21 protein-coding genes are annotated in these 22,644 nt (G+C 29.2%); 2 read left to right on the forward strand and 19 right to left on the reverse strand.

All coding sequences use genetic code 11. From position 1 onward, the window contains the following. Nucleotides 1–47: 47 nt before the first annotated feature. Both Q0739_RS01710 and Q0739_RS01715 read right to left on the reverse strand, forming a co-directional pair. A complete protein-coding gene (locus Q0739_RS01710) occupies nucleotides 48–827 on the reverse strand; it encodes a tellurium resistance protein TerC (protein WP_298236961.1) in 780 nt (259 codons plus the stop codon). A gap of 9 nt (nucleotides 828–836) precedes the next feature. After that, nucleotides 837–1,562 carry a CDP-alcohol phosphatidyltransferase family protein gene (locus Q0739_RS01715; RefSeq protein ID WP_298236962.1) on the reverse strand — a complete coding sequence of 242 codons (726 nt, stop codon included), beginning with the start codon at nucleotides 1,560–1,562 and terminating at the stop codon, nucleotides 837–839. A gap of 177 nt (nucleotides 1,563–1,739) precedes the next feature. On the opposite strand from Q0739_RS01715, the gene Q0739_RS01720 reads away from it, so the two are divergent. Next, nucleotides 1,740–2,810 carry a PorV/PorQ family protein gene (locus Q0739_RS01720; protein ID WP_298236963.1) on the forward strand — a complete coding sequence of 357 codons (1,071 nt, stop codon included), beginning with the start codon at nucleotides 1,740–1,742 and terminating at the stop codon, nucleotides 2,808–2,810. A gap of 12 nt (nucleotides 2,811–2,822) precedes the next feature. Beyond that, nucleotides 2,823–4,004, forward strand: a complete 1,182-nt coding sequence (locus tag Q0739_RS01725; RefSeq protein ID WP_298236964.1) for a DUF4105 domain-containing protein — start codon at nucleotides 2,823–2,825, stop codon at nucleotides 4,002–4,004. A gap of 158 nt (nucleotides 4,005–4,162) precedes the next feature. On the opposite strand, the gene Q0739_RS01730 is transcribed toward Q0739_RS01725, so the two are convergent. The 17 genes from Q0739_RS01730 to Q0739_RS01810 form a co-directional block, all read right to left on the reverse strand. Next, nucleotides 4,163–5,560 (reverse strand): sugar transferase, encoded by a 1,398-nt coding sequence (locus Q0739_RS01730; protein WP_298236965.1) that lies wholly within the window; start codon nucleotides 5,558–5,560, stop codon nucleotides 4,163–4,165. Between the two features lie 161 nt (nucleotides 5,561–5,721). Further along, the gene (locus Q0739_RS01735; protein WP_298236966.1) at nucleotides 5,722–6,666 is read right to left on the reverse strand and encodes an NAD-dependent epimerase/dehydratase family protein; all 945 of its coding nucleotides are present in this window, start codon (nucleotides 6,664–6,666) and stop codon (nucleotides 5,722–5,724) included. Nucleotides 6,667–6,726: 60 nt separating this feature from the next. Continuing rightward, on the reverse strand, nucleotides 6,727–7,737 hold the full coding sequence (locus Q0739_RS01740; protein WP_298236967.1) for a glycosyltransferase family 4 protein: 1,011 nt from the start codon (nucleotides 7,735–7,737) through the stop codon (nucleotides 6,727–6,729). Beyond that, nucleotides 7,694–9,052: an O-antigen ligase family protein gene (locus Q0739_RS01745; protein WP_298236968.1), complete on the reverse strand. Its 1,359-nt coding sequence runs from the start codon at nucleotides 9,050–9,052 to the stop codon at nucleotides 7,694–7,696. Before Q0739_RS01745 ends, Q0739_RS01740 begins: the two co-directional genes overlap by 44 nt. Before the next feature lie 17 nt (nucleotides 9,053–9,069). Further along, nucleotides 9,070–9,873, reverse strand: a complete 804-nt coding sequence (locus Q0739_RS01750) for a transglutaminase domain-containing protein (RefSeq protein ID WP_298236969.1) — start codon at nucleotides 9,871–9,873, stop codon at nucleotides 9,070–9,072. Beyond that, nucleotides 9,873–11,003, reverse strand: a complete 1,131-nt coding sequence (locus Q0739_RS01755; protein WP_298236970.1) for a glycosyltransferase — start codon at nucleotides 11,001–11,003, stop codon at nucleotides 9,873–9,875. Before Q0739_RS01755 ends, Q0739_RS01750 begins: the two co-directional genes overlap by 1 nt. 87 nt (nucleotides 11,004–11,090) lie before the next feature. After that, complete coding sequence (locus Q0739_RS01760) at nucleotides 11,091–12,188, reverse strand: glycosyltransferase family 4 protein (RefSeq protein ID WP_298236971.1); 1,098 nt, start codon at nucleotides 12,186–12,188, stop codon at nucleotides 11,091–11,093. After that, a complete protein-coding gene (locus Q0739_RS01765) occupies nucleotides 12,185–13,516 on the reverse strand; it encodes a glycosyltransferase family A protein (protein WP_298236972.1) in 1,332 nt (443 codons plus the stop codon). The genes Q0739_RS01760 and Q0739_RS01765 overlap by 4 nt, the downstream gene beginning before the upstream one ends. A 50-nt stretch (nucleotides 13,517–13,566) precedes the next feature. Next, complete coding sequence (locus Q0739_RS01770; RefSeq protein ID WP_298236973.1) at nucleotides 13,567–14,643, reverse strand: glycosyltransferase family 4 protein; 1,077 nt, start codon at nucleotides 14,641–14,643, stop codon at nucleotides 13,567–13,569. A gap of 16 nt (nucleotides 14,644–14,659) precedes the next feature. After that, nucleotides 14,660–15,499 carry an FkbM family methyltransferase gene (locus Q0739_RS01775; RefSeq protein ID WP_298236974.1) on the reverse strand — a complete coding sequence of 280 codons (840 nt, stop codon included), beginning with the start codon at nucleotides 15,497–15,499 and terminating at the stop codon, nucleotides 14,660–14,662. 28 nt (nucleotides 15,500–15,527) lie between these two features. Then, complete coding sequence (locus tag Q0739_RS01780) at nucleotides 15,528–16,145, reverse strand: sulfotransferase family protein (RefSeq protein ID WP_298236975.1); 618 nt, start codon at nucleotides 16,143–16,145, stop codon at nucleotides 15,528–15,530. Between the two features lie 15 nt (nucleotides 16,146–16,160). Next, nucleotides 16,161–16,892, reverse strand: coding sequence for a methyltransferase domain-containing protein (locus Q0739_RS01785; protein ID WP_298236976.1), 732 nt, complete (start codon nucleotides 16,890–16,892; stop codon nucleotides 16,161–16,163). Nucleotides 16,893–16,959: 67 nt separating this feature from the next. After that, nucleotides 16,960–18,153, reverse strand: a complete 1,194-nt coding sequence (locus Q0739_RS01790) for a glycosyltransferase family 4 protein (RefSeq protein WP_298236977.1) — start codon at nucleotides 18,151–18,153, stop codon at nucleotides 16,960–16,962. A gap of 1 nt (nucleotide 18,154) precedes the next feature. Further along, nucleotides 18,155–19,324 (reverse strand): glycosyltransferase family 4 protein, encoded by a 1,170-nt coding sequence (locus tag Q0739_RS01795; protein WP_298236978.1) that lies wholly within the window; start codon nucleotides 19,322–19,324, stop codon nucleotides 18,155–18,157. A gap of 10 nt (nucleotides 19,325–19,334) precedes the next feature. Further along, complete coding sequence (locus Q0739_RS01800) at nucleotides 19,335–20,444, reverse strand: glycosyltransferase family 4 protein (protein WP_298236979.1); 1,110 nt, start codon at nucleotides 20,442–20,444, stop codon at nucleotides 19,335–19,337. Between the two features lie 128 nt (nucleotides 20,445–20,572). Further along, nucleotides 20,573–21,343 carry a class I SAM-dependent methyltransferase gene (locus Q0739_RS01805; RefSeq protein ID WP_298236980.1) on the reverse strand — a complete coding sequence of 257 codons (771 nt, stop codon included), beginning with the start codon at nucleotides 21,341–21,343 and terminating at the stop codon, nucleotides 20,573–20,575. A gap of 155 nt (nucleotides 21,344–21,498) precedes the next feature. Further along, nucleotides 21,499–22,629, reverse strand: a complete 1,131-nt coding sequence (locus tag Q0739_RS01810) for an acyltransferase (protein ID WP_298236981.1) — start codon at nucleotides 22,627–22,629, stop codon at nucleotides 21,499–21,501. Between the last annotated feature and the right edge of the window lie 15 nt (nucleotides 22,630–22,644).

The following is a 22,644-nucleotide window of genomic DNA, read 5'->3' on the forward strand; positions in this document are numbered from 1 at the left end:
TTTCTAAATCTCTTAAAACACTCATTTAATAAATTTGCTACTACTTATTAATTATCCTTAACCTCTTGCTCCTGCTCTTTCAATAATTTCTTTTGATAACGACCTTGAACAATATCTGTTATTACTAAAATAGCAATCACAAAATAAAATGTTGTTTTACTCATATGCTCTACATGATTTCCAAAGAGTTCTAAATGTGCTAATTCGCCACCTTCTGTCACCAACATAATACCTACAATAAAAAGGATAAACAGACCCAAAACTTCATACATTCTATTTTTTGCTAAGAAATCTGAAACTTTATCGGCTAACCATATCATCATCACCCCACTTACAATAATAGCCACAGCCATCACCCATATAACATCGGTTAAGGCTATTGCACTTAAAATAGAATCGAATGAAAACACAACATTCATTATTACAATCATGGTTATCACTTTTCCAACAGAGCTTTTAGAACCATCCTCAATATTATGCCCTACATCATGAATGGCAATCATGTGCCAAATCTCTTTCATTGCCGTGTAAATAATAAATGCACCACCACCTAGCACAATTAAACTATGAATATTAAACTGTCCAACTAAAACATCTTCAAAATCAAAACCAAAAATAGGGTCTTGGAACAATTCAATTACTTGTAATAATACTACCAGTAGAATAATACGCAATGCAATGGCTAAAAGAATCCCTATTTTACGAACGTAGGCTTGTTTTTCTTTTGGAGCACGCTTACTTTCTAAAGAAATATATAACAAATTATCGAACCCTAAAACAGCCTGTAACAGCACTAACATTAGTAGTGTAAAAATATTTTCAACCATTGTAATTAATTATTTGGATGTTAAGTTATCTAAAATTGACATGATAATATATAGTAGAATAATAATTGGAATTGCAGCAAATTGAATAACTGCAAGAAGTACTATGCATAATATGATAAAGATATATCTTGTAGCATTGCTTATAAAATCCCAACTTTTAAATTTTAATGCAAATAGTTTTATATTAGAATTAAGCAAATAACAACTTAATAAAGTTAAACCAATTAAAAACCATTTATTAAGAATAACTGCATTAATAATATCACTATCCTGAAACTCAATTATTAAAGGCAACGACAATATTAATAAAGCATTTGCAGGTGTTGGCAGTCCTTTAAAATACGTTTGTTGTTCAGTATCTATATTAAATTTTGCTAATCTATACGCCGATGCTAAAGTTATTGTTAAGCCAATTAAAGGTATTGCAAGCAGTTCGAAATTACCAGATAAATCAACTTCACCCCAGTCAGACCCCACTAACTCTAAAAGTTTATACATAATAATACCAGGAACCAAGCCACTAGTTACCATATCTGCCAAAGAATCTAATTGAACCCCTAATTCGCTTTGCACATTTAGTTTTCTAGCTGCAAAACCATCAAAGAAATCGAAAAAAATACCAAGAAAAACGAAGAATGCCGCCGTAACAAAATTATTATTTACAGCATATATGGCCGCAATACATCCGCAGAACAAGTTTAAAAGCGTTAAAGCATTTGGTATGTAACGTGTCATAAAACCTTCGAAATATTTATGTAAAAATAACAAACTATTCATGTCTTAAACAAGCTTCAGACAATATCTATTATAAATTACTGTTTATAGACTATAAAATCAGGGATTTAAAGCGATGCTACCATTTTATATTATGATTAAATTGGTATTATGTGCATCTTTGTAAAAAAATTGCGATTGAAAGTTTACATAACTACAATACTTTGTGTTCTATCACTCACACTATGTGCGCAAACCACTAGAAAATACTCTAATGAGTTTATGAATATTGGTGTTGATGCCGCTGCATTAGGGATGAGTAGTGCTGTAACATCCCATACTGCCGATGTGAATTCAGGCTATTGGAATCCAGCTGGTCTTTTAAAAATTGAAGACAATCAATTGGCTCTAATGCATTCTAGTTACTTTGCTAATATTGCAAACTACGATTATGCAGCTTTCGCTATGCCATTAGATGATAGAAGTGCAGTAGGCGTATCGTTAATTCGTTTTGCTGTGGATGATATATTAAATACAACGCAATTAATTGATGAACAAGGAAATATTAACTACGACCGAATTAGTCTATTCTCTACTGCCGATTATGGTCTAACATTTTCTTACGCACGATCACTTCCAATTGATGGTTTAAATTATGGCGTTAACGCAAAAGTTATAAGGCGTATTATTGGTGATTTTGCATCTTCTTGGGGTTTTGGATTGGATGTTGGTGTCCAGTTTGAAACGAATAATGATTGGAAATTCGGATTAATGGCACGTGATATTACAACTACATTTAATGCTTGGGCTATCGATGAAGATGAATTTGCAAAAATTAGCGATGCTGTAGCAGGTCAAAATCAAGAATTACCCGAAACTACTGAAATAACAATCCCGAAACTACAATTAGGAATTTCTAAGCTTACCACCTTTCATTATGACTACACTTTACTAACTGCAGTAAATTTGAATGTTCGATTTGAAGAAAACAATGATGTTTTTTCATCCTCATTTGCGAGTATAAACCCAGCATTAGGTTTTGAATTTGGCTATATAGACATGGTTTATTTACGTGCTGGAATGGGTAATTTTCAAAATGAATTACAAATTGATAATACCGAACAGCTAACGTTTCAACCTAGTTTTGGTGTTGGATTTAAATATAATGGGGTTCAAATTGATTATGCTTTTACAGATATTGGTGATCAAAGTGTCGCATTATATTCCAATGTGTTTTCACTAAAACTAGATTTCAGTATCTTTAGATAATATCAAATATAGATGCTAAAAAAAGGACTTCTTTTAATTTTTATATTATTTTTCTCAAATGCTAAAGGACAGCAAAACATTTTGTCGTCACAAACCGATATAAGTGTATTAACCATTGCTCCAGGTGTTTCGCTTAATGATGCATTTGGTCATAGCGCTTTCAGAATTAAAGACCCTATAAAAGGTACCGATTTAGTTTTTAATTATGGTGTTTTCGATTTTGAAACGCCCAATTTCTACTTAAAATTTGCTCAAGGCAAGCTAAATTATCTAATTGGTTTAAATTATTATGAAGACTTTTATGAAAGCTATGTTTCGCAAAATCGAACCATTAAAGAACAGGTTTTAAATCTGTCTACCACTGAAAAACAAAAACTATTTGACTATTTATTAAATAATATAAAACCAGAAAACAGAGCTTATTTATACGATTTCTTTTATGATAATTGTGCTACTAAAATAAGAGATGTTTTAGAATCTGTATCAGAAAAAGGTATTGTATTTAAAGAGCCTGAAAATTTTAAGCCTGAAAATTTTAGGGCGTTAATTCATAGTAAAGTAGACAGAAACTCTTGGGGATCCTTGGGTATTGACGTCGCACTCGGTTCTGTAATTGATAAAGAAGCTTCACCAAGAGAACACATGTTCTTACCTGATAATATTTTTGCTTTTTTTGAAAGTGCTACGATTAAAGGTACGGGTGAAAAATTAGTTAAAAAAACAAATATCCTATTTCAAAAAATAGTGCAACCTACGCCTTTTAATTTCTTTTCAAGCCCTCTTTTTATTATGGGAGTTATTGGTTTTTTAATCCTTCTTATAACCTATAAAGATTTCAAAAACAATAAACGAAGTCGTTGGTTAGATACTGTTATTTTCGGTATAACGGGAATAATTGGTGTACTCATTTTATTGCTATGGTTTGCGACTGACCACGATGGGACACATCAAAATTACAACTTACTTTGGGCCTTTGCATTGAATTTATTTGTTATCCCGCAGCTTTTCAAAAAAGAAACACCTAAATGGTTTCTAAAATATCTAAAATTTCTAATTATTTTACTTTGCTTATTAACTTTGCATTGGATTATAGGCGTGCAAGTATTTGCTATAGCTTTAATTCCTTTACTTATTGCACTTGCTATTCGTTATATGTATTTAATTCTAAATTTCAAGAAATTTATGTCAGTTTGAGTGCTAAATCTAAGATTTGGTATATCGAAAACAAATGAATTTTCTAGTTAAAAGTACTTCTCGATACTAAATTCTTTTAGTCCCAATAACCATCGGGGTCACTCGAAGTGACCTTAGAATTATTCATGTAATTTAAAACATCCATTAACCATTTCAAACTATTGCCCTCTAAAAAAAACCACTGTACTCATCGTTTTTATTAAAATATTAAAATCTAGAAAGAAACTACGATGCTTTATATAATACAAATCGTATTGAAGTTTAAGCAAACTATCATCTACAGTTGCTCCGTAACGTGTCTTTACCTGCGCCCATCCTGTTAATCCAGGTTTAATTATATGCCGTGTTTCGTAAAATGGCAACAATTGAGATAACTCACGAACAAAATGTGGTCGTTCTGGACGTGGGCCAATCATGCTCATATCACCAAGAAGAATATTTATAAACTGAGGTATTTCATCTAATCTAGTATGTCTTAAAAATTTTCCAAAAACTGTAATACGTGAATCATTCTTAACTGCCCAAACAGCACCTTTTTGTTCTGCATTTTCAATCATCGTTCGGAATTTAATCATCCTAAATACATCACCATTTTTACCAATTCTATCTTGAATAAAAAGCAAAGGTCCTCTATTGCCAAAAAGATTACCAATTACAATTAAAGGCAGAAACACAACCCCAAATAAAACACCAATTATTGCTATTAATATATCAAATAGGCGATGAAAAAATAGGTATAATTTGTTCTGATTACTACGACTAAATGGAAAATACTTATAAAAATCTTTTCCAACAAATTGTACTGGAACTCTTTGTGTCATGTCTTCGTATACTTGTGTATACTCTTTAATTGAAAAGCCTGTTTCTAAAAGTGTAATTAGTTTACGATAGATATCTGAAGTAATATTTTCAGAATCATAAGTTGCCACAACAATTTCCTTAATCTGTTCTTCTTCAATTACTTTATGGATTTCATTGGGCTTGTATTCAGGAATACCAAAGAACCTAATACTATCAACTGCTACATTTTCAGCTTCACAATTTATAAAACCCACAATCTTATAATTAGGATCGGAATCTTTAAAAGCATTAATAATGGTTTCGATATTGGATATTTCTCCAACAATGAGTACTTTTTTATAAAATCTAGGTGAAACCACAAAATTCAAATACATATAACGCCATATAAATAAAGCTGCTAAAATGGAAAAATAAAAGTAGAGTATCTGTAATCTATTATCGGGTAGAAAAGGTGTAAAGAATGGTGTTAGAAAATAGAATAGCACTGTTACAGAAACCGTAAGTACAATATTAGATGTCACTTGATCTATTCTACTTGATTTTTGTAAGTCGTAAAGTTCGAATACGGTACCAAAAATTGATATATATAAAACAAGTACCACAACCCATGTCCAGTTTTCTTTATCAATTCTAAAGTAATCAAAGTTAAAAACCGTACCCACGAAGTATAAAACTCCTAGAATAAATAAAATATCGAAAATTCTAAGTAGGACTTTCCGTTCAGAAATATTAAAATGAATACTTTGATTAGACATGCGAGATAGGGTTAATAGCAAGTATAAATATAAGACCTTAATTTGAATAGACAATATTTAACTTAAAACTCTCATCCATTGTTCTTTAACATTTGCCCAATCGAATTGCTCTGCCTTTCTTCTTGCGTTCAAAGCAAGTTTTATTAACAATTAATTCTATACTACCAATAATTATTATCTTTAAACCAGTTTAATTGTGCCCGAAGACCTTCTTTTAATTTCGTAGTAGGGTTATAATTTAAAACTTTTCTGGCTTTATTAATATTTGCTTTTGTTCTTAATTGATCGCCTTGTCTAGGAGGTGAAATTTTCTTTTTTATTTTAACGTTTAATAATTCTTCAATTATTTGTATTCCTCGTGCTGTGGTATTTTCAACTTCTGTACCTAAATTAAATATTTCGCCATTGCACAGCTCCTCTTTACCAAAAACACTAACAATTCCATCTATAATATCTTGAACATAGGTATAACTTCTTAGGTGTTTTTCGCTTCCTTCATACAATGAAAACTCTTTATTATTAATTCCACAATCCAATAATTTAGTATACAATTTATCAGGACGTTCTCTAGGACCGTAAACTGAATATAACCTAAGTGAGGTTCCTTTTAATTCTTTTTTTCTAACATATGACAAAACTAATTGCTCAGCTGCCAATTTTGTTACTCCATACCAAGATACAGGAAAAGGAGCCTGATCTTCAGATAAAGTAGCTTCCAATCCATAAATTGAGGAAGTTGCTATATTAATGAAATACGGTCTATTTTTTAAACCTATTGCCCAATTAAGTAAATTCTGAGTTGCATTTACATTATTAGTTAAATAATCACTAAAGGTTGAAGTCTTTGAAATTCCTGGATGACTTGAAAAATGAATGATGCAATCCATTTTATTAGGTAATAATTCAATTAATGAATCGGTTCGTAAATCCAATTCAATTATTCTTATATCCTGATTTTTTAACACTTCAGCATTTCTTTTTTTTAAGTAAACATCATAATAAGGTGAGAAATTATCAACCCCTATTACTCGATGCCCTAACTGTTTAAAACGTTCAGCAGTATGAGAACCAATAAAACCAGCAGCTCCTGTAATTAATATATTCATTGAATTCAAACTTTATTATGTTAAATTACTTACTTTTCTAGTCAATCTTAATAACTATTTTTAGTTATTTAAAAGCAAAAACCATTGCTTTTTAACTACATTCCAATCAAATTGTTCTACTTTTTTTCTAGCTTTATATGCTATTTCCGCCGTTTTAGTTGAACTTTTAAAAATAGTTTTAATAGCATTAACAAACGCCTCTTCACTATTTGGCTCAACTAATAAGCCATCAACACCATTATTAATTAAAAATGGCATACCCCCAACATTAGTTGAAACGACAGGTAAACCAAGTGCCATGGCTTCAATAACACTAACAGGCATGTTATCGAAATTTGTGGTGTTTATAAAAATATTATAATCTTTAGAAAGACTTACCCATTCCTCTTTTGATAGCTTCCCTGTAAATTTTACAGGCGCATTAATATTACTAGCTAAATCTTTAACTTCTTTTAAAGAGCCATCACTATCGGGTCCAACCATGCATAACAAAGCATCGTAACCTTCATCGATTAAAGTTTTTAAAACTCTAACTGCTAATTTTGGGTTGTATATTTTCGAAAAAGAACGCACCCATAACAGCCTAATTGTTTCAATTTTTTTTTCTTTATAAGGGTAATTTTTAATTTCAATTGTATTGGGAATATGCACTATATTATCATAGCCAAAGTTTTCAAAACTATGCTTTAAATATTTCGAAGGAGCTATATTTTTATATGCGTAATTAAAAATGAGTTTACTTAGTCTTGAATTATTTCTAAGACGGTCTGGTAAATTACCACCATGTAAAATAGGAATGTATTTCAATTTTAACAACCTGCATAGTTGTGACACAAAAAAGGCATAATAAAAATTCTGAGTGCTATACGTATCTAGCAATACATAGTGAATCGAGTTTCTATAATATAAACAGGCCCATAACATGTCTATAAGCCGCCATAATTTGAATGTTTTGCTTGATGCATAAAACAAAGAATACCCTTCATTTTCAAACTGCTTCCCTAACAAATCAATAGACGAACTATTTTTATGCTTTAATTTGTTTCCTATGTATAAGAGGTTTCTTTTCATGTGTGACATTTAACAGAATCAAAGCATAAATAAAGGCAGGTGCAGCAATACGCATGGATGAATGATTAATTGTTGCGAACCAAAAAAATATAAACCCATAGAAATAATAATTTTTTTTGTTTTTGATACGCATTTCTAAAGGTTTAAAAATCAATATTAAAAGAATAATAATACCAAATATCCCGTGTTCTGCTAAAATCCGGCTTACCTCATTATGAGATGTAATTCCTTGACCTTCTATTTCTATCCGTTGATCTTTTGCTCTACTTGAGCCTATCCCAAAAAAGGGATTAGCCATAAAACCCTCTAGTTCATGCAAAAAGAGTTTTCCTCTTCCAGTTGTTACATCTTCTTTTTCTCGACCTAAATGATCCTTATTAGCATATCGCAATTCTATTAACCCCCCAGTTTGATTGGTACTAATTACCCAAGTTGTAAAACCGCTTATAACGAATAAAACAAAAACACCTAAAATCTCATTTCTACGCCTTTTAGAAACCTTAAAATAATAGATAACTAGAAATCCAAATATCGCAATTAAAGCTGCAATTACCCCCCCTCTACTAAAAGTAACGACGGCTCGATAAGACATTAAAATTAATAAAACCGCATTTAAAATCTTTAAACTAATATTAGGTGAGTTTACAAACAGTCTTATGGTCATAATAAACATTCCTAAACCCAAAACCGTTGAAACTTGATTAGGTCCAAAGCCTCCAGATGCTGCTCGATTTGAAACTGTTGATGATAAAACTTCTTTAACACTTGGCGTATAAAAAACCACATAAGATGTTAGAGTTATAATAGGTAATAAAACATATAATAAGACTTGAGATAATTGTTGTTTAGTAATTTTTTTATCAAAACAAAATAAAGCAGCTATACCTAAACAAATGGGACCACTCAAAACAAAAGTAATATTTGTTCTAAAATTGGCATCAAACCTTAAGGTGGTAGAAGCTACAAAAATTGATGGTACTAAGAATAACAAGTAAAAAAAATAAGGATAAGCCTTCCCAGAAATGCCTTTATAAATCATACCCATCATCATAAACAAAATCACCAAATACTTAGAAGCTTCGTATGAGAATGAGCCTTTGGTAATTCTTAAAATTAATTCGGCTCCAACAAAATAGGCACAAGCTTTTAATATTTCTACGGTTTTTAGATGCTCAGGTGCAATTATTGTTCTATATAAAAAGTATGCTAAGGCAATTAGAAAATATATTTTCGCTAGTGATTCGTTAAAATAAATTAACATGCCCAGAGCAAAATGGAATACAATTGCAGAAATATATGTGACATCTAGCTTCACAAATTTTTAATTTACGTTTAAACAAAAATTTTTCTGTAATCATCTAAAGCAAACTTATAATGATAACTTTTACCAAAAAGATAAACAAGAAAGTGAATTACAAACACTGGGGCAAAGGTTTTGAAAAAATTTAAAAAACTATCATAAACTTTATTAGAATAATCACATATTAAAAAAGGAACATTTCTTCTATCCAAAAAATTATTAACAATAACAGATATTTTAAATCGTCTTACTTCATGAAAAGACTTAAAATTAACTTTAATATCCTGTCTTACCAATTTATATAATTCAACAACAGATAATGGCATTTCATTATTATGATAAAACATAATACCATAAGACACATCAATTAACACCCATTTATCAAGTTCTTTACAAAACACCTCATTAAAAGAGTGCCCTCCAAATTCACTATCAAATGGTGCTCTTGTCACTCCCCATTCTCGAACCTTAACGCCATTAATAACACAAAAATTATTAAATATTTGAGTCATATCGCTACAAACCCCACCTTTCCCTTCTAACATTATTTTAAGTGCTTTTTCTGAAGGTTCACTTAAACCGGGGCCACCTTTTATGTTATTTTCTAACCATAGACTCAAATGTTTTACCAAATCCAAATCACTTGTTGGTTTAAAGTCTTTAAAAATTTTGGCATTAATTTCAAAAAAATAGCTAGGAAGATCATCTATGACATTAACTTGATTATAACTAATGTCTTTTATCTCTTCAATTGTAGAGTTCTTAGACAATAATTTGAATCTGGTTTTATATAAAAGTGGATGTCTTTTAAATATCCAAACTAGTTTTTTAAACATCAGCTCAAAATATAATTTTTAATTCTATTATTATAATATTCGTAGGTAAACTTATTCAGTTTATGTTCACTAGATTGGAGCATTGTAAAGTAATCTATCACATTAAAATTCAAGAACTTGACAAGTTGCTCTAACAGTCCTTCTTCAGAAATAGTGTTTAACAATAATCCATTTATCTCATTTTTGACATATTGACTAATTGAGGAAACATTAGAAACAATAGGTAAACAACCATAATTAATCGCCTCAGCTATAACTTTAGGAAATCCTTCGGAGGCTGATGGCAATATAATGGCATTAGATACTTTGTAAATAGCGTGTACAGCTTCTCTGGACAAAGTGTTATGAAAAATAAAAGTTAAGTCCGATGCTTCTGATATTGCCTTGTAATGATTCATTTTTGACCCTTTTCCAACAATATGTATCACTCCTATTTTAGCTTTATTGTTTTTATCTAAATTGAGAAACGCATTTATTAATAAATTCATGCCTTTTTCATCCTCTAGCCGTCCTACAAAACAAAAATTAATAGAAGATTTATTAAATTTTTTATTAGAAATGCACTCTTCACCTAGCTTAAGCTCATCCAAAGTAAGGCAAGGGTTTTCAAAAGACTTACACTGTTCTGGTTGATTATTCCAAACACCGTTAATAGTAACGAGTCTATTGCTTTTTTTCAATAACCATCTTTGAAATTGATAAGCCAAAGGTGCATTATATTGTTGCCAGTTACCAGCATATTTAAACCATCCTTTTTTCTTACTAAATAATAGATAAGGAATCACAAATACACCAATTCCTGTGGGAGCTCTAAACTGAAAATAATCGGTTTGTTTAAGGGTCTTTCTTATCTGATTTATAACAAATGGAATTGAAAAAACAAGTTTTAATTTACTCTTTACATCTTTGCCGCCTAAAGCATGTAATGGAATAAATTTTATCTTATTAGAGCTATACGCTTTAGTATTAGGAGGGGCTAAACTTTTATGAAGCATGGCTACATGATTAATCTCGTCGAAAATTTCTAACAGATGATTAATCTCTGTAACTGTTGAGTTTAAACCAACGACCTCTCCTCTATCATTTATATAATGTTCTGTATGTGATATGATAGTCAATCGCTTTTTCATCTGTTAATTAATTATTGTTTTTTAGCTATCATCTGTAACATTCATATAATCATTCTAATATGTATCGAAACTTTTGTCAAGAATGTTTCATTTCAATATATAAAGATAAGATTTTACAATAGTAGACCAATTAAATTGATGTGCCCAATTTAAAGCATTACGCCTGTAATCTTCATTATTATTAAGTATACTATTAATAGCTCTTAGTAGTGCCTTATCATCTTTTGGGTTAATTAAAATTCCTGACTCATCATGATTTATAGCATCTTCAATGCCGCAACCTTTAGATCCAATAGCAGGTATACCTAATAAATTAGCTTCTAAAATAGCTATCCCAAAGCCTTCAACATCACCAGAACTAGTTTCCTTACTAAGCATAACAAAAATATCTGTTTGATTTAAAATAGAAAATAAAGTATAATTATCAACACTACCATGAAATGTTACATAAGACAAAACACCTAATTCTTTAGCTATTTTTGAACATACCTTAATTTGAGATGGAATACCTACACAATGATAGTGTATATCTGGATAGTACTTTATTAATTCTGGTAAATGTTTAATTACTTGTAATTGTCCTTTTCGTTCACTTATTCTACCTACCGTCGTTAAAACTGGATTTCCTTTTAGTATTAATGATGATTTTAAACCTTTCCATTTATCTGTATTAATGGCATTAGGAATAACAACTATATCTCTATGTAAATGATTAATTAGAGACTTTGTATACTTAGAAACAGCAATAATGTTATCAAACCTTAACAAGGCCTTATCGATAGATGATTTAAGGGTATAAGACTTAAAATTAACTTCTGTGCCATGTACTATAGCCAACGATTTAAAATTTAAAAATAAGCCACAAAATGCCACATTCCAAAGTGAAAATTTTCCTGTAGCAATAGCTACATTTGCGTTCTTTAATCTTCTAAACGATATTAGCAATCTTTTAAAATAGGTAAAAACTTGTATACGTGAACGGTTAATTCTTATAACTTTAAATGGCAAAGTTTTATCAAACACATTTTCTTCAACACTATCTTTAGATCTCACATCAGTAATCACTTCAACTTCATAATTTTCTTTAGATAAATACCATGCAAGATTATAAGCATGGTTTCCTATGCCCCCTGGTTGAGGCGGGAACTCTGAAGCCACAATCGTTATGTTTGTGTTTTTATTCAATAAATGATTTTTATAAGAGGTCCTTCATCAATTTTTTTACTAGCTAATTGCCACGATCTATAAACTTGTACGAATACTAATGGTAAAATTATAAATGAAATTATAACTCCAATAACTAACATTAATCTATTTCTTTTAAAGCGATAAGGTAATATAGATAAGGGTATTGATTTTAATAATTCGTATCTTGATTGCACATTCCCAAAATAAGTCCGGAAAAAATATAAAACACTTGGTATTGGTCTAGGCGCAAACCATTTTTTACTTCTAAACGCATCCCAACTCCCCATTTGCCTTAAACCTCCTGTACTTACTTTTAAATGCAACCTTTCAGCATATGGATTTGAGATATTTAAAAAATTATTTAAAAAAGCACGAAGCCCAAACTCGCCATCTCCCATGCGCTGTTTTTCAAATTGTCTATCAAATAACCCGATACTCTTAAATACACCTCTTTTTATTAAAACATTACCTGTATCTAACTGATCACTTAATCTAAAAAAAGAATAATTTTCAGGAACTCTAGCACCTTGTTTAGAAATTGAAACACCAGAAGAAATTTCAGCATTAAAAAAATCAAGACATTTTATATGATTTTTAATCCAATCTTTTTTAATTCTACTATCATCATCAAAAAATAAAAGAAAATCTCCTTTAGCTTTTCTAACACCATTATTTCTAGCCAACCACAACGCTTTTTCTTTTTGATGTTCAACGATTAAATCCAAATTAAATGATTTATAAAAATGCTTTTTAAAATCATCTGTTTGGTCTATTACAATAACTTCAAAATGTTTGTAATCTTGTTGTTCTAGGTCTTTTAATACATCTTTCAAGTATTTATATCTGTTCAAGGTTGGAATAATGACACTTATTTTAGGATTCTGTTTAAGTAATTGAGAATCAAATTCCTTCCACGAATTATATTTTATGGGTTGCTTTAAATAATCTTTTCTACTAATATGTTTTGTTCTGTAATAGGATCTGAATTCTTTAAAAACATTATTAAAGCTCAAAATGCGAATTATAAAAACATAGAATACCCAAGCACTATGAAAATATTTACGAATAAAAATATAATTATCATGTAATGATATCTCATGGAAATTCTCATATTTATCTGCTTTACCTATGTATCCGAGCTGAATAGCCTGCCAAGATAAATCATAATCTTGAGCTTGTTTAGACAGATAGTTTACATCAGGTTTTAGATAATCTAAAATAGCATCAGGCAGTTTATCAATTCTCGGGAAAACTGATTTCCCATCAATTCTAGAACACTGAAAATAATGTGTAGGCTGTAAATATTTTAAAAAAGGAAACAACATATTAAAATAGTGATTTTATAAAACACGTATATGATTATAATTATTTTCCATTAGTCTTTCAATAGAATACTTTTTATTTTTAAATAAATTTTATCCTTGTTAAAGTTATCGGTATATAATTTCTTAAAACGACTCCTATGGATATTATTCCCTTCAAAATAAGGAAACAATTTATCTGCCAGAGAGTCAACAGATTCAGGATTAAAAGTCATTTTTTCCAATAGTTCTTTATTATTATCAATAAATGTCAATGCGCCAAATCGAGACGACACTAATACTGGAATTCCTAAAGCCAATGCCTCAATTAATACTAACCCAAAGGCTTCATGTAAACTTGGTAAAACAATAACATCCATGTTTTTATAAAAATTCTTCATTTCTTCAGGAGATAGCATTCCTATAAAAGAAACCTTATCCAGAAGTTTTGAATCGGAAACCAATTTATTTAAACTATATTTATTGTGACCACTACCAACAAAATATAAATGAAACTTACAATCATGCAATTCTTCTATTTTTGATAAAGCTTGAATTACAATTTTTTGATTTTTATTAGCTGTTAATCTACCAGGGCAACCGATTTTTAAATAATTTGAGTCTTTACAAAACCTTGATTGGGCTACCTCTTCTTTCTGTTGTATTATATTTGTCCAGAAAGGTACAACTTCAAGATTATGTTTTGGTACTTTATAAACTTCATTTAACTGCTCCTTTGTAATAAACGAATTTGCAATAACGGTATCTGCAAGTTTTAGAAATAGTTTTTTTATAAAAATATTTTTAAATGACGGATTCATTTGTTCATTTAAGGAATGAAACCACGTAATATTTTTTTTAACGCCTAATAATTTACCGAAAAGTAACGCAGGATTTGAGTAACTAAAGTTTGAAATAATAACATCAGGCTTATTTTTTTTTATAATAGCATAAACATTATAATAATTGGTGAAATAGCCTTTCTTTATTTTTACAATTACTTTTACATGATCTATAACGCGTTCACTTTCTGAAGCTTTCCATGAAAAACAAATCACTTCATGACCTTCTTGAGTTAACTTTACAGAAAGCTCATGAAAGAAACTAGACAGGTATCCTTGATTATAAGTATAAAATAAGACGATTTTCAATGATTTTTGTTTATAATTAGTGATTTCTACATAAGATCATTATATTTCCTTCTAATATATCTGTAGGCTTAATTTCTTCCAAATCTATTTGTTTGGTTCTATGAGATTTGACCTTCTCTAATTTAAATCCATAGTAGGTTAAAAACTTCAAAACATCCTTATAATCTGTATCATAATATTTCAATAATTGAGACACATGTATTTCTATAAGCAAGATTAATTTATTACTTTTTAACGTATTGGTCATTCCTTTCAATATTTTAAACTCTGCTCCTTCAACATCTATTTTTATAAAGTTTGGAATAATATTTTCTTGACCAATATATTCATCAATGGTTAAGCTCGCTACTTTTATTTGCTCTTTATTTTTGAAAGATTCTATTCGAATACCTGGATTAGGAAATTTTAAATCTGGTATAGATACATTTCCACATAAATCAGAAACCGCTATATTATGAACTTTAACATTTTTTAATTTATTTAATTCAATATTTTTATTGATTAAGTCGATACAATTAAAATCTACTTCAAAAACGCATACCTTTCCATTTTTAGATAATATACCTGCAACACATGAAAAATAACCTAAATGTCCACCAATATCAAATACATTAGCATCTTCATCTACATTATCAATAAAAATTTTTGTAGCTCCTGGCTCATGTACATAACCATTTCCAAATCTTGGGAAAAACCATGATTTAGAATAATTATCCTTTGTATTAAACTTAAGTTTAACACCTTCAAAGTCCATACTACAAAAATCAAAATTCGCATATTTCTCTCGCTTTTTCTTAATATAGTAATTATATAAAGGGGCATACAAGCCTATTGGTTTCAAAATTGACTTTATCATTTTTTTCATAAAAATCTAAAGTTTATTATTAGTACCCTTTTTTATAATTCCAATATAGAGAACGTATATCTCTGTATAATTTATAGTTTGGTAGTTTTCTTTTTTTATTATTTCTAGCATGAGGAAACGCATCTTGAGGTATCTCGTCTAAATTTAAAAAGCCACATAAGGTCTCGTAATCAAAATTTTCTTCCATTTTCATAATTAAAAAATTAGGATTGTTTTTAAAAAACTCTAAAATCGCTTCATTAGTCTGCTCATAAACTTCTTTATAGCGGTACTCATAGCCTTCTGCACATGGCACGTCATAAATCTTTTTATGCAATGGTATTCTAATACTTGCAAAGTAAGTCACCACACTTCTAAGCCATTTATTGGTATCTCTAATGGTTAGTATATACTTTGCATCTGGATAAAGGTCGTAAAGTTCTTTATAAAATAAAGGCCAAGGCATATCCTGCGCTGCATCCCAAGAATCTAGCGATTTTTTTATATATGCTTTTAAATCTTCAGTATTAGTGTATTTCATTAAATTTTTATCACCTCCATAAACACGATATCCTAAAAACTGCAATGCATGCTCTAAAGAGGTAGTTCCAGTTTTCTGAAATCCAATTACAAATACTTTTTCTTTATTAGCAGACAAGTTAGTTACTTTTGATTATTTATAAGCTACCGCCACTAAATGCGCTGTGCCTTTTGATTTATTATGTACGTTATAAGACTGAATTCTATTTACTAGATTACCTAATAAAGATTTAAATAATGAAATAGGTTTTTGTTTTTTAAAACTTTTTAAGCCCCACAATCTATATTTACCTGTTTTAACGGCATATTTAACTTCTACCTTTTTAAAGTATTTTTCTAGAAGCTTTTTAAGTTCTTCTTTTGTATAATGTCTAACATGATCTGGGTTTTTATTTGGCCCTTCATTTTTTATAAAATCACCATTAGGTGTAGTAAAATAGGCCCAACCATCATTTTTAATGGCTTTTGATATGTTTTTTACAAACAAATCATCTTCCCTAACATGCTCTATAACCTCAACGCTAACTATAGCATTATAAGTGCCATTTTTAATAGTTGACTGAGTCATATCTTCAATAATAACATCTTTGATATTACTACGCTTTTTTTTAATTGACCTTAAAATATCTTCAGTAAAACCAAGATTCAATTGTTCTTGGGTTTCACTTTCTTGGGGTATGTCTTGTAATGTAATATGGGCGTTAAGATTAATGGTATATGGAGACTTTCTACCACCAACATCGAGAATCTTAAGTTTTTCCTTATTAGAACGCCTTATTAGGCTTTTAATATCATTCCTTACTGTTATTAAAATTACGGGCATTACTGGATAAGTTATCCAACGAAAAAATTCGTACTTGGTCATTTAAATTATTAATATTTAATTAATACAATAATAAAGATTTAAAATGGAAACAACTTTAATCAATCTTTTATTTATAAAACTCTACAAACTCTCGATTTTGCTTTTCTAAATTAAATTTTTGATTGACTCGCTGAATAGCATTTTTTCTTATAGCTTCTTTTTCAACTAAAGGCAAATGATATACATCCATTATTTTTTTAGCAAGTGCCATGGGATTTCTTTTATTAATAACCCAACCCGTTTGGTTATTAATAACATTCTCTGGCAGACCTTCAGCATTTGATACTATACACAATAAGCCCATAGCTTGAGCCTCTAATACGGCATTGCAAAAGCCTTCTTGTATACTATACTGCAAATAAATATCTGTATGCTGTAAATGTGCTTTAACCTCATCATGATTAAGTTGACCTTTAAACGCTACATTGTTAATGACACCTAACTGATGAGCTGCAAAAATAAGACGCTCTCGTTCCTCACCTTCACCTATTATAGTAAATTTAAAATCGATGCCTTGTTGTTTTAATATAGATAGTGCTTCTAAAGTGTATTCTAAACCCTTTTTCCAGTGCAAGCGCGCTACTGTGGTTAATCTTAAATTTTCATCAGGTTTAAAAGCACTACTGCTTTTAAAAAAATCAATATTAATAGCAGGCGTTATAACTTGAATGTACTTTTTATCAACCTGATAGCCTATTAGTGTTTGTTTCATTTCTTCAGATAGCACATGATATTTTATAGCTTTTGTAAATAATAAATCATAACAATTGTTATGTTTTAAAGGGGTTATATATAGGTCTGACCCCCTAAAGCTTACAGCCATTTTAGCTCCAATTGCAGATGCTACATTTTCTCTTTTAATAGCATTCATACCAAAGCCAAAATGTAACCAATCTATTTTTTTTGTAAAGTAAAACTGATTAAGAATTATATTTTTTATTCTATTAGCAAATGAAATACCATCTTGTTTATCTAAATAGTAAAGACTAATAGCTTTTTTAGGATTAAATAAAAATGCCTTAACCAATGTACTAAAACCGCTCAATATAGTTTTTATAGTATTTTGATAACGTTTAGGCGCATAAACAACTTCGCATTTGTGATTATAATCATTTAAGCATTTATAATCTACAAATAAAATGACGCGATAATTGCTTTTTTGCAGCCCAGAAATTTTGTTTTTAAAAAATGTTTCAGAATACTTCGGAACATAAGACAAAGCTATACCTATAGCATTAATATGTGATTTCTTTTCTTTCAAATCAACTAAATAATTTAGTGTATATATTCATCATATTATCAACCATTAATTGCTCATTATGGTTTTTATTAATTGTCTCAAGTGCATTTTTTACAATATTTTCTTTATCATCATTAGCTAGTGTTATTACATATTCAATAGTTTTGGCTATTGCTTCAGGATCTCGAATTGGGACTAAAAATCCATTATAATTATTGGTAATCACTTCATTCATTCCGCCACAATCGGTAGTTACCACTAATGTTTTCAACGCCATAGCCTCCAGAACTACATTGGCTATTCCTTCTTCAACACTAGGCAGTAATAATAAGTCTGATGATTGCATTTGATTAACTACGTCTTTAAATGCTAACTGATTTAGTAATGTTATATTTTCTTCTAATCCTAAATCCTTAATTTGATAGGCTAGCTCAATATTTTTTTTTCCACCCACTATCACATATTTAAACTCAATATTTTTATCTTTTAATATTTTAATAGCATTTAAAGCATAATTATATCCTTTTTTCCAATGTGGTCTACCTATGGATACTATTCTGAAAACGTTATTTTGCTTTTCATATTTATTAATGAAAGTATCTAAACTAATGCCACTATAAACCACGTTTATCTTTTCCTTTGGGGCATCATATTTTTGTGCTTCAAGGCTAATTGCTTTAGAGACTGCATGAAAGGCATCAACTTTTGGAAAATTAGTTTTATATATATTAGTTAATCTTTTATCTGCCAACGGAGAGTAATTAATATGAGCACCCCGAAGACTTAGAACCAGTTTTATACCAAACTCTTTTACCCATAACCATTCATCAATACCTTTTGCCCATTGCAAATGAAAAACATCGGGGCTATAATATAAAACTGGATAATACTTTACTCTAGCAATTAGAGGTTTATTTGATTTGTCTTTTAACATCTTATCTAATTTTGATTTGTCTTTATTCTTAAACAAGAATAATAAAACACTAAACTTTAAAAGATGCCATACTTTACTGATTTTAGTATTTCGATATCCAAAAATTGAAACATTTTTCTCATACCCCATCTTGCTTTTTATGAACCCAAATAGATAAATTTGAACCCCTTTATTAGCTAACCCCTTAATTAAGCGTTCTATAAAAGTAGTACTCGGAATATCTCCAGAATAAATGGCTATTTTAATTTTCTTGCTCAATAATTTTATCTCAATTTTGTGAAACTATTTCTTTATAAAGATTTGTATGCGATTTGATAAAACTTTCTATAGAATAGGTTGTTTCTACTCGAGTTCTCATTTCTTTTTCTAATTGAATGTACTCTTCAGTACTCATATCAAAAATATTTAAAATACAATCTTTTAAGCTCTTAACATTATTTGGCTCAAATAAACAATTCGAAAAAGGATGTAATATGTCTTTAACACCACTAACATTTGATCCAATTACAATTTTTCCTGAAGCCATAGCTTCTAACGGAGCTACAGGAAGCCCCTCCCCTAATTCCAACGTTGGAATAACAAACACATCGGCAATGGCATGATAAGGTCTCACATCTGCCTTCTTTCCTAAAAATTGAATAGAAGAAAGACCTTGAGTCATTTCCTTTAACGAATTGGCATAGTCGCCTTTGTCACTTCCAACGATAAGCAGTTTTATATTAGGTTTATCTAATACAATAACCGCATTTATTAACACTTCTATGCCTTTAACAGGGATTAAATTCACTACCGAAACAATAACAAAGTCATTTAGGTTAATATTGAGTTTTTTTAAAAGTGCTTTATCTCGTTTTATTCTAGGAGTATAAAAATTTGTATCAACTCCCAAAGGAATCTCATCAACCTTTTCAAGAGTTTTCCCAGAATAAAACGATTTCATATCAGAATTAATCGTAATAATTCTAGAACTTAAAGCCGTTTTCCATCGCCAAGCTTTATTACCCCAACCCATAGATTTTTTGGTATAAAGAAATGGAACACCTGCTAATTTTGCTGCTAGCGGTTCAGAAAAATTAGAACTCCAATGCCATGAATGTATAATATCAAATTTATTATTTCTAAAAAAATGAATGGTTTTAATAAGCCGAAATGGGAACGTAATAAAAGGCCGATAATTAATAGCAAAAGGGAATAAGTGAATTTTTACATTCAACTTTTCAACCTCCTTAAAAAAAGCACCTCGATTATGATAACAGCAAATTTCAGGATTAAAAAATCTTCGGTCTAAATTTTTTACCAAATCATAGACTACTTTACCACTTCCAGCTGTATCGAAATTAGGAATCGTAAATAATATTTTGATTTTTTTTTGAATCATTTCACCTAAGGCTTGGAAAATTGTAATTTGATATATTAATTAACCAATGTTTTCTTCAGTTTTTTTTATGACAGAAACATTATATTTTATTCAATTGGACAATGTTTGTGCGTTTTGATACTTAAAAATTATTTTTTACAATGATAAATTAATTCTGATTCTAATAAACCATATTTAAATATATTATTCTTGCTTAAAGTAGAAATAAAATGATCTACATTAACAGTGAACCCGCAACTTTCTAGTCTTTCTTTATAATCCTTTCCATAATATCTAACATGATCCGGGTGACCATATTCTTGTAGTCTTTCTTCTCGCGAATTAATATTAGGATCTTCATAGGTTTTATCTCTTTTATAATCAATAGGAACCTGCAAAATAGCATCACCTTTTTTTGATAAAACTCGGTACAATTCAGACATAGCTAAACGGTCATTTGGGATATGTTCTAAAACATGGGAACATATTATGAAATCAAATGAATTATCTTCAAAAGGAATTTTTGTTATATCGGCTTTAGTGATTTTCGTTTTTCCATTGTATTCCTTTGGAAATAAGTCACAAGCAGTATATTCAATTCCATTGTTTTCAGAAAAAATATTATAAAACATTTTCTCTGGTGCGAAATGCAATAATCGAATTTTATCTTTTGAATTATTATTAAAAAAATTAAATTTTTCGTTTAGATATAAAAATATAAGGCGATGTCTTTCTAAAGAGCCACAATTGTGACATTTTCTACTTTCTCTTTGTGAAGTACCAAAAGGAGCAAATTTTTTAAATGAAGAATTACAGATAGGACATAACACAGAATTTCCTTTATACCTTTTATAAGCTCTATATGCTCTATATTTGTTTACTACTATTCGAGGTAATATTGATTTAATTAATTCTTTCATTGAATTTTAGGGGCTTTCATTTTCGTTATGGTTAACAATGGTATAAATATATGATTAATTTAAATTAAGAAATGCTGTCTTGTTACCGAATAATTGATCGTCTATAATTAAAGATGTACGAGATTATACAATCCTGAAAAAACCTATTCTCCCAATTATTTCACCTTAATTCTATCCCTTAGATTCATTATAGGGATTTCAAAGTATTTATAAATTAAAATTGAAATGACTATTGTAAAAAACCAATATAATATATATCTAATTAACAAAAACAAATTTCCATTAAAGTCGTATAAATATGACCAATCAATACTACTCAATATCCATAACTGAACAACTGATAGGTTTAAGAGGTACATAGAATAAGAAATTAAACTGATATAAGTAATCAATTTATATGAAAATCCTTTTCCATTACTTAATAAACTTAAAAAAGGTAAAACAAACAGTGTCCCCAATGATGTAATCGAAAATGAAAAAACACAATGATACAAGCCAAATCTATTAAAAATCAAATAATCAAACTTTGTCAAAATGAAAAGAATAACGCCAACAATTAGAAACAACCTTTTATTTTTAGACCAAAATTCATTACAGTAAAAATTGAAATATGCTCCAAGCACACCAAACATTAAACTATCCAACCTTGTAAAAACCTGCTTCCTAAAAATTAAATCCCAACTATTGATATCATCTATTAACAAAACAGAATATCTGTAATATCTAAATAAAGTTACAAATAATATTATCCCAATTGCTGAAATTAAAATTGAATTTTTAACTTCGATATTAAAAAATTTTATAAAAAGAAAAAGAAAAACAGGAATTAATAAATAAAACCATTCTTCTATACTTAAACTCCAAGCTTCTGGAAAAAACTTAGGATGCTCAGAAAACAAATTTTGAGAGAAAATAATGTACTTTTTATTATCGATTAAAATAATATCATCTTTAAAAATAAAACCTAATAGTAGAAGAAGAAACAAAATCAAAAAATAATTTGGAAGTGTTCTAAACCATCTTCTTATCCAAAAATTAATAATTAGCTTATAACTAATGCTATTATTTTCTAACAGTTTGATTAATATTCCCCCTATTAAAAATCCACTCAAAACAAAAAAAATACTTACACCATCAAAAGTGAACATATTCATATATTTATAATATTTCCATGGCATTATAAAAGACCCATGCTGCACAACCACAAATAAAATTGCCAAAGCTCTTAAAATATCAAGCCCATAAATTCTATTAGGATTTATTTCAATATGTAATAATTTTTTCAACTAGGGATAATCATT

The sequence above is a fragment of the uncultured Algibacter sp. genome (genome assembly GCF_947487605.1).
Lineage (GTDB): Bacteria > Bacteroidota > Bacteroidia > Flavobacteriales > Flavobacteriaceae > Algibacter_D.